1 protein-coding gene is annotated in these 227 nt (G+C 28.2%); it reads left to right on the top strand.

What is annotated here, in order from left to right:
* Positions 1-27 precede the first annotated feature (27 nt).
* Positions 28-227: HAD family hydrolase (locus NG918_RS16915; protein ID WP_252227231.1), on the top strand; the 200-nt coding region annotated here is incomplete at its 3' end.

The raw sequence follows: 227 nt of genomic DNA, 5'->3' as shown, positions 1-227 counted from the left end.
TAGTTGAGAATTGAAAGTGGGGTACATATGAAGCTTTTAGCAAGTGATTTAGATGGAACTTTAGTAGTTGGAAACAATTTAAGAAATGATAAGGATTTAACTTTAATTAATAAGCTTAAAGAACGAGGACATAAATTAATTGTATCAACAGGTAGAAGTTATGACATGGTAATACCTTTAATGGAGAAGTATGATATAGAATATGATTATTTATTACTTTGCAATGG

The sequence above is a fragment of the Clostridium sp. ZBS2 genome, assembly GCF_023845855.1.
Lineage (GTDB): Bacteria > Bacillota > Clostridia > Clostridiales > Clostridiaceae > Clostridium > Clostridium aquiflavi.
Note: the sequence above shows the minus strand (reverse complement) of the source record. Positions and strands in the feature narration are given on the sequence as shown.